The organism is Methylobacterium aquaticum, assembly GCF_001043915.1.
Classification (GTDB): Bacteria; Pseudomonadota; Alphaproteobacteria; order Rhizobiales; family Beijerinckiaceae; genus Methylobacterium; species Methylobacterium aquaticum.
Genome location: NZ_LABX01000376.1, coordinates 1 through 688, shown reverse-complemented (window position 1 = coordinate 688; position 688 = coordinate 1). Strand labels below are relative to the sequence as shown.

The window sequence follows — 688 nt, the reverse complement described above, 5'->3', positions numbered from 1 at the left end:
CGTGGTCTTGCCCGAGCCGGTACCGCCCGACACCACCACGTTGCAGCGCACCCGCCCGATGATCTGGAGGATCTTGGCGCCCTCGGGCGAGATCGAGCCGAAGCGCACGAGCTGGTCGAGGGTGAGCTTGTCCTTCTTGAACTTGCGGATGGTCAGCGCGGGGCCGTCGATGGCCAGCGGCGGCGCGATGACGTTGACGCGCGAGCCGTCCGGCAGGCGGGCGTCGCAGATCGGCGAGGATTCGTCGACCCGGCGGCCGACCTGGCTGACGATCCGCTGGCAGATGTTCATCAATTGCTGGTTGTCGCGGAAGCGCACGCCCGTCATCTGGATCTTGCCGCCGACCTCGATGTAGGTCCGGTTGGCGCCGTTCACCATCACGTCGGCGATGTCGTCGCGGGCCAGCAGCGGTTCCAGCGGCCCGTAGCCGAGCACGTCGTTGCAGATGTCGTCGAGCAGCTCCTCCTGCTCGGCGATCGACATCACGACGTTCTTGAGGCCGATGATCTCGATGACGATGTCGCGGATCTCCTCCCGCGCCGCATCCGGCTCGAGGCGGGCGAGCTGGGTGAGGTCGATCGCCTCGATCAGCGCGCCGAAGATCATGCTCTTCGTGCGGTAATACTCGTCCGAGCGGGCGTTCTCCAGCGGTGCCTGAACCTCGCGCTCGCGGGGCGGGGTCGGGGCC

The 688-nt window shown here is 67.4% G+C and carries 1 protein-coding gene; it reads right to left on the bottom strand.

Annotated features, from left to right (window positions below; translation table 11 throughout):
- The coding region (locus VP06_RS32345; protein WP_048467930.1) for a TadA family conjugal transfer-associated ATPase at positions 1 to 688 on the bottom strand (688 nt) is incomplete at both ends.